The sequence below is a fragment of the Flavobacterium sp. UBA4854 genome, from assembly GCF_002399805.1.
GTDB lineage: Bacteria > Bacteroidota > Bacteroidia > Flavobacteriales > Flavobacteriaceae > Flavobacterium > Flavobacterium ginsengisoli.
Window position 1 is genome coordinate 78,461 of the sequence record NZ_DHEI01000084.1, and the last position, 8,256, is coordinate 86,716.

General features: G+C 33.6%; 7 protein-coding genes and 1 pseudogene. 4 read left to right on the plus strand and 4 right to left on the minus strand.

What is annotated here, in order from left to right; translation table 11 throughout:
* From B3J44_RS12400 to hpt, 4 genes and pseudogenes are all read right to left on the minus strand, one after another.
* Positions 1–395 (minus strand): annotated as a pseudogene (locus B3J44_RS12400) (GTPase ObgE); the annotation flags it as partial.
* 102 nt (positions 396–497) lie between these two features.
* A complete protein-coding gene (locus tag B3J44_RS12405) occupies positions 498–1,772 on the minus strand; it encodes a hemolysin family protein (protein ID WP_198857798.1) in 1,275 nt (424 codons plus the stop codon).
* Between the two features lie 200 nt (positions 1,773–1,972).
* A complete protein-coding gene (locus B3J44_RS12410) occupies positions 1,973–2,545 on the minus strand; it encodes an adenylate kinase (RefSeq protein ID WP_233074176.1) in 573 nt (190 codons plus the stop codon).
* Between the two features lie 66 nt (positions 2,546–2,611).
* Positions 2,612–3,142 (minus strand): hypoxanthine phosphoribosyltransferase, encoded by a 531-nt coding sequence (gene hpt, locus B3J44_RS12415; protein ID WP_233074177.1) that lies wholly within the window; start codon positions 3,140–3,142, stop codon positions 2,612–2,614.
* A gap of 187 nt (positions 3,143–3,329) precedes the next feature.
* Here hpt and B3J44_RS12420 point away from each other — a divergent pair, with 187 nt between their 5' ends.
* The 4 genes from B3J44_RS12420 to B3J44_RS12435 all read left to right on the plus strand — a co-directional run.
* Positions 3,330–4,613, plus strand: a complete 1,284-nt coding sequence (locus tag B3J44_RS12420; RefSeq protein ID WP_286968694.1) for a PQQ-dependent sugar dehydrogenase — start codon at positions 3,330–3,332, stop codon at positions 4,611–4,613.
* A 212-nt stretch (positions 4,614–4,825) separates the two neighbouring features.
* The gene (locus tag B3J44_RS12425; RefSeq protein WP_286968695.1) at positions 4,826–6,925 is read left to right on the plus strand and encodes a TonB-dependent receptor; all 2,100 of its coding nucleotides are present in this window, start codon (positions 4,826–4,828) and stop codon (positions 6,923–6,925) included.
* Positions 6,926–6,948: 23 nt separating this feature from the next.
* On the plus strand, positions 6,949–7,500 hold the full coding sequence (locus B3J44_RS12430; RefSeq protein ID WP_286968696.1) for a hypothetical protein: 552 nt from the start codon (positions 6,949–6,951) through the stop codon (positions 7,498–7,500).
* Between the two features lie 253 nt (positions 7,501–7,753).
* The coding region (locus B3J44_RS12435; protein WP_286968697.1) for an ATP-grasp domain-containing protein at positions 7,754–8,256 on the plus strand (503 nt) is incomplete at its 3' end.

The window sequence follows — 8,256 nt, forward strand, 5'->3', positions numbered from 1 at the left end:
TGCCAGTTTCCTAAACCTCCTTTTCCTCCTCTTGCAAGAATCTGTTTTTCTCCGTGTTCTGTAATTTCAAAAAGTGTTTCTCCAGTTTCTTTGTCTTTTACAACAGTTCCTAATGGCACTTCAATGATTTTATCTTCTCCGTCTGCACCAGTACTTCTGTCAGAACCTCCGTCTCCACCGTGACCTGCTTTAATATGACGCGCAAACTTCAAATGAAATAATGTCCAAAGCCCTTTATTTCCAACTAAATATACATGTCCACCACGACCTCCATCGCCACCATCTGGACCTCCTTTTTCAATAAATTTCTCTCTATGTAAATGCGTAGAACCTTTTCCTCCCTTTCCGGAAGAAACATATATCTTAACGTAATCTACAAAATTTCCTTCTGTCATTTTCTTTGTTTATGTAAAGTTTCAAGTTTCAGGTTTCAAGTTTCAAGTTGTTTAATATATAACCTGAAACTTGAAAGCTGAAACCTGAAACAAATTTTCTCTCTACTCTTTTAGTGCTTTCACAAGCACTTTATCAATCTTAACACCGTCCATATCGATTACTTCTAGAACGAATTTTTGCCAAACTAATTTTTCTCCTTCTTTTGGAATATGAGAAAGCTCGGTCATAATCATTCCGCTTACGGTATTCACTTCATAATCGTTTGTTAACTCATCCAATTCGAAGTAAGTCAAGAAGTCGTGTAATGAATAATGTCCATCAACTAACCACGAACCATCTTCTCTTTCTATAAGCTGGAATTCGTCTTTATAAAATTCTGCAGCATCACCAACTAAAGCTTCCAAAATATCATTAAGAGTAATCAGTCCCTGAAAAACTCCATATTCGTCTGAAACTAAAGCATAGTGGACACCCGTTTTTTTGAAATTTTCTAAAGCTTTGTATGCTGTTGTTTGCTCCATTAAATAGGGCGCATCAGACATAATTGCCGCTAAATCAAAATTATCGCTTTCGATGTTAGCAAAAATATTTTTAAGTGTTACGACTCCAACAATATCATCGTAATTATCATTATAAACAGGATAAACTGCGTGAAGGTCTTGAACAACCAATTCTTTGATTTTTTCTTTATCGGCTTTTAATGGCAACATATCAACCGACTTGCGATGTGTCATTAAAGAGTTTACTTTTCTGTCTCCAATATGAAAAACACGCTCCACTATATCTTGTTCAATTTCTTGAACCTCTCCTACTTCTGTTCCTTCTTTAATGATAGCTTTAATTTCTTCCTCAGTAACTTTTCCATCAGCGGTTGGTTTTATTTGGAAAACATTCAATAAGAAATCTGTCGATGTAGTAAGCAACCAAATAAATGGAGCTGTAATAATCGAAATCACTTTCATTGGCATTGCAACCATTTTTGCAATTGCTTCTGGATAATTTAATCCGATTCGTTTAGGAAGTAATTCTCCCAAAACCAATGAGAAGAAAGTTAAAACTACAACTACAATTCCCACCGCAATAGAATGTGCGTAAGGCTTAAGAACCTCAAATCCTGCTACAAAAAGCTCAACATCTGCAGTAATTTTGTCACCAGAATAAATACCTGTCAAAATTCCGATAAGGGTAATTCCGATTTGTACTGTCGATAAAAACTTATTTGGGGAATTAGCTAAATCTAGTGCCGTTTTTGCACTATTATTGCCTTTTTTCGCAGCTGTTTCAAGCCTGTTTTTACGGGCCGAAATCAAAGCGATTTCAGACATGGAGAAAACTCCGTTTAATAGAATTAGAAAAAATATAATTAGTATTTCCAATTGATAGTGGATTCGTTATAAAATGGTCTCGTTAAATGTAATTTGTAATCTTAAAAAATGGCTGTGAATTAAAAAACTAATTTTTCTAACTCAAAAACATTGATCATCAAAAACATTTGAAAAGCCCGTTTTAGAGTTAGAAAAATAGTTTTTTTGCGTCCCGATAGCTATCAGGATTCACGTACAGCTGGAATAAGTTTCTACAAATTATCTATAACTGACGTTAATCGCTCTGTAATTTGTTCGATAGTTCCGATACCGTCTACAGCATGAAACTTACCTTGTTCTTTATAATATCCAATAAGAGGAGCTGTTTTCTCATTGTACTCTTGGTATCTTACACGAATTTTTTCTTCGTCTTGATCATCAACTCTTCCGCTTGTTTTTCCTCTCTCTAATAGACGTTTTACCAAAATTTCGTCATCAGCTTCTAAAGCGATTGTTGCTGTTACGCTAGATCCGATCGTTGGTAAAAACTGGTCTAAAGCTTCTGCTTGATTGATTGTTCTTGGGTAACCGTCGAACAAGAATCCTGCAGTATCTGGATGTTTTTTTACCTCATCAATTAACATTGCAGTTGTTACTTCGCAAGGAACCAACTCTCCGTTGTCCATAAAAACTCTTGCTTGTTTTCCTAGTTCAGTATCATTTTTTAAATTGAAACGAAAAATATCTCCTGTTGAAAGGTGTGTTAAATTGTATTTTTCTTTTAAAAATTCTGCCTGAGTTCCTTTTCCTGCACCAGGCTTTCCAAATAAAACGATGTTAATCATAATTGAAATGAGTGTTGTTACTTCTGTCTTTCAGAAGTTTTAAAATGAATATATAGTTGTGTTTTGTTATTCTGCTAATTTGTAAACTTCAGTAAGGTTTCTTCCTAAACCATCATAGTCTAGACCGTAACCTACAATAAATTTGTTCGGAATACGAATTCCGATATAATCTATTTTAATATCTTTTTTATATGCTTCTGGTTTAAAGAATAGTGTTGCAATTTTAAAATGCTTTACATTTTGTGCTTTAAATAAATGCTTCAATTCTTCTACAGTATTTCCTGTGTCGACAATATCTTCGATCACGATTACAGTTCTTCCAGAAAGGTCATGACTAATTCCGATTAATTCTTTAACCGATTCTGTGCTTTCTGTTCCTTCATACGAAGCCATTTTGATGAATGAGACTTCGCACGGTTTTTTATATTTTTTCAGAAAATCTGACACCACCATAAAAGCACCATTCAAGACTCCAATAAAAATTGGTGTATCATCACCAAAATCATCTTCTACCTGAGCGACCATTTTAGCCAAAGCAAAATCAATTTCTTTTGCCGAAATAAACGGAACAAATTGTTTATCGTGAAGTTGTATCATTATTTTTCTTTTTAAAATAATGGACAAAGATAAAGAATTAGAACTTAACAGCTTCTATCAAAACAAACTGTATTCGAGATATTTTTTAGGAATGTTAAATCTCAGTTAATCTTTACAAATATTTTTTTGTCACTCTACATATTTTAAGTAAATTGTTATGATCTAATTATTTAACTCCAAAAAACCAATGAAAAAACCTTTAACCCTAATCTCGATAACGTTATTAGCCTTTATGACTGCCTGTAATGGGCAAGTAAAAAAAGAAGAAAAAGAAGCCCTAGCCAAACAATCTGGCAATGTTGTAAAAACTGCTATTGGAGAAATTACGCTTCCCGCTCCTTACGCAACCGAATCTAAAACCAAAAACAGTAAAGTAATTGGCTGGCCAGAAGGCAAAACGCCAAAAGCGCCTGAAGGTTTTACAGTAACTAAATTTGCTGACGGATTTGAGAATCCACGATGGAGTTATATAGGTCCAAACAATGACATTTTTGTTGTTGAAAGCGGCACCAGAACAAGCAAAAACCAAATTATAGTTTTGCGTGACAATGATAAAGACGGAACATATGAAACTCGCGAAGTTTTTATTTCTGGTTTAAACAGGCCTTTAGGAATGTTAATCCTAAAAGACTTTTTTTATATTGCCAATACTGACGGACTTTACCGTTATCCTTATAAAAACGCACCATTAAAATTAGAAACTCAAGGAACTAAAATTGTTGAACTGCCAGCTGGCGGATACAACAATCACTGGACAAGAAGTTTGCTTGCTAATCCTGAAGGAACAAAAATTTATATTGGTGTTGGTTCTGGAAGCAATGTGGGAGAAAACGGAATGGATAAAGAAGTTCGCCGTGCAGCAATTTTAGAAATTAACCCTGATGGAACGGGCGAAAAAATTTATGCTGAAGGTCTTAGAAATCCAATGGGAATGGATTGGAATCCAGCCAACAAAAAAGAACTTTGGACAGCGGTAAATGAAAGAGATGAACTTGGAGATGATTTAGTTCCAGATTATATTACAAGTGTAAAAAGAGGCGGTTTTTATGGATGGCCTTATTCGTATTTTGGAAGTATTCCTGACCCAAGATGGAAAGGGAAAGGCGAACGAAAAGATTTGATAGAAAGAGCTATTGTTCCCGATGTTCCTGTTGGCGCTCATACTGCTTCTTTAGGATTGGCATTTTACACGAAAGATGCTTTTCCAGCAAAATACAAAAATGGCGCTTTTGTAGGCCAACATGGTTCTTGGAACCGATCTATAATTTCAGGCTATAAAGTTTTATTTGTTCCTTTTAAAGACGGAAAACCTTCAGGAAAACCAGAAGATTTTTTAACTGGTTTTATTTCTGACAATGATAAAGCTGAAGTTTACGGACGTCCAGTTGCAGTTACTGTTATGAAAGACGGATCGCTTTTGGTAAATGATGATAGCGGAAATACTATTTGGAAGGTTACAGCAAAGAAATAAATTCCAATTCTGAAATTTATCGGAACAAATTATAAAAAGAAAATTTTAAACACATAGAGACATAGATTTTTGTTTAAAAAGATGTTATTAAGAAAATTAGTTTTCGCACATAGTTATTATGTGACTTTTGACAAGTAAAACGCCTTTTTTGCCTCAATCAATGCTGTGTTTCTATGTGTTAAAATAAAACTGCCTTTTAATCAGCTCATTTTATGCCCTCCAAAAAATATTTTCTTCTTCTCTTTATTCTTTTTACTTCTAAAAGCATCTCAGCACAAGAAAAAATTCAAAATATTGATTCAGTTAAAACTCATAAACTGAATGAAGTTTTAATAAGTCCGCTACACATTAATCGTGATTTACAAAATAGTCCCGCTTCAATTGGTATTTTATCCGAAAAAGAATTACTCCGAAATAATACCACTGATATTAGTAATGTCATCAATACAATTCCTGGTGTTTTTATGCAATCATCAAATATTACCACCACCCGAATTTCGATTCGCGGAATTGGCGCAAGAACTCCTTATGGAACGAATAAAATTCGAGCATTCTATGGAAGTATTCCATTAACTTCAGGAAACAGCGAAACTGTAATTGACGATATCGATCTTCAAAACATCAATCAGATTGAGATTATAAAGGGTCCGCTTTCTAGTGTTTACGGTGCTGGTTTGGGCGGTGCGATTTTGATTTCTCCTCAATCCTTAAAAAGTGGCAATTATCAAGCTGAAATCAGTTCGGTTTTTGGCTCTTACGGATTATTGAAAAACAGAATAAGTTTTGATTTAAATGAAAATAATGCATCTTTAAATCTGAGTTACCACAATCTAAAAACTGATGGCTGGCGCGAAAACAGCGCCTATAATCGTGAAGGAGTTACACTTGGCGGAGAATTATTTAGAAAGAAAAACAGCAAACTCACCTATTTTTCTAATTATACTTATTTAAAAGCATACATTCCGAGTTCGATTAACAAAACCACTTTCGAAAATAATCCACAAGCGGGTGCGCCAACTTGGGTTGCTTCAAAAGGTTTTAAAGAATACAAATCGACTTTGGGCGGATTGGCTTATGATTTTAAAATTAATGATCATTTAAATAATTCAACTTCAGTTTTCATCAATTACAAAGACAGCAACGAACCGCGTCCTTTTGATATTTTGCGTCAATATACTTTTGCTTCGGGCGTACGAACACAATTTTCGGGAGACTTTAAAATCGGAAAAATCAAAAATCAATTTATTGGCGGAATTGAATATTTCGCAGACAATTACAGCGGAAATACTTTTCAAAATCTGTATCAGCAAAATAACGGAAACGGAAGTTTACAAGGCGATCAGCTTACAGCAACGAATCAAAAAAGACGTTTTTATAATATCTTTTCTCAAATCAGAACTTTACTTTCTGACCAATTTGAAATTCAGGCAGGTTTAAATTATAATAAAACCAAATTTGAACTTCAGAATGATTTTCCCGCTTCCGCGAATAATCCGAAGGAGAAATATAGTTACGATGGAATTTTTTCGCCACAACTTTCTTTTTTGTTCAAGCCAAATGACATCCAGACTTTTTACTTCTCTGCAAGTCGAGGATTTTCTCTTCCCGCAACCGAAGAGACTTTAACAAGCACAGGAAATATCAATCAAGACATAAAACCCGAAACAGGTTATAATTTTGAATTAGGTAGCAAACTTCATCTTTTCAGCAAAAAACTATATGCTGAAATTGCCGTTTACCGAATGGAAATTAAAGATTTATTGGTTGCCAAAAGAATTGGAGACGATCAATATGAAGGCGTAAATGCTGGAAAAACATTTCATGAAGGAATCGAAATTGCATTAAAACACAATTGGACAATCAATGGAACTTTCAATTTAAACTCTTACACTGGCGCTTCTATCGGAAATTATGAATTTAAAGAATTTGTCGATAACGGAAATGATTATTCTGGCAACAAATTAACGGGAGTTCCTGCCAATACTGCAAGTGCTGGTTTTAATTTGAATACCAATTCAGGTTTTTATTTTTCAGCAGATTTTCAATTCACAGATAAAATTCCGATGAATGATTCAAATGCCAATTTTTCTGATTCTTATTCTTTACTAAATTTAAAAACAGGTTATCAATTTGAAATTTTATCTGGATTAAAAGCGCATCTCGATGCAGGAATTAATAATGTTACAAACGAAAAATACGCTTCCATGATTTTGACCAATGCAACTGGAGTTGGAAATGCACAACCAAGATTCTATTATCCAGGATTGCCTATAAACTATTACGGAATTATCTCATTAAATTACTTATTTTAGCATTGTACTAAATACAAAAAACAATGCTGTCTGAATTGCAAAAAAAATTGGATTATGTAAATGCTTATAGAGAAAACCGTCTAAAAGCTGCACAAGATATTCTAGAAAACCCCTCGCTTTTTAGCGAATTAGTTTCAATATGTTTTACACCTTCAGACAAAAACAACCATAAAGCCTGCTGGATTTTAGAATTTGTTTCGTACGAAGAATTACTTTGGCTACAGCCACATCTTGATTTTTTCTGTTCGAATTTAAAAATTTTAAAAGATGAAAGTTCTATGCGCCCGATTGCAAAAGTGACACAGCTTCTAGTAAAATCTCATTATAAAAAAAGTGAAAACAGCATTAAACTTTCAGAAGAAAATATTCAAGATTGTATTGAAGCATCTTTTGATTGGTTAATTAATGATACTAAAGTTGCTACAAAAGCGTACTCTATTAGAACTTTGTACGTCTTAGGAAATTATTACGATTGGATTCACCCTGAACTAAAAGTAATCATTGATAAAGATTTCGGAGACCATTCAGCAGCCTACAAAGCCGTCGCCAAAGAAGTTTTGAAGAAAATAAAATAGTTTTTGGTTAGCCACAGATTAAGAGGATTAGAAAGTATTTATTTTTTGCCACGAATTTTCACAAATTCTTTTTTTAATTCAACCGAAAAAATTTGTGAAAATTCGTGTAATTCGTGGCAACCAAAAACACACACAAAGAAAAATCATTTTAATCCTTTTAATCTGTGGCAAAACTTTATCAATCCATAGCAGAAAAAACTAAATTTTGGCTAAAAAAAGATTAAAAGGTATCTTTGCAAAAACACAACACAAAATGAATTATTTTTCTTCTGATTTTAAATTAGGAATATTAGGTGGCGGACAATTAGGTAAAATGCTTTTGTTCGACACCAGAAAATTTGATATACAAACTTACGTTCTAGATCCAAGCGACGAAGCACCAAGCAAAATCGCCTGCAACAAATTCTTTCAAGGCGATTTAATGGACTATGAAACGGTTTATAATTTTGGAAAACAAGTCGATGTTTTGACTTTTGAAATCGAATTGGTAAACCTTGAAGCTTTAACGCAATTAGAAAACGAAGGTTTAAAAGTATATCCATCTCCAAAAACCTTAAAGGGAATTCAGAATAAAGGTGTTCAAAAAGATTTTTACGCAAAAAATAATATCCCAACTGCACCATTCGAAAGATTTGAAAATTTAGATCAACTAAAATCTAAAATCAACGATCTGAAATTACCTTTTGTATGGAAATGTACCGAATTTGGTTATGATGGAAATGGTGTAAAAATAGTTCGCCAGGCTTCCGATTTAGA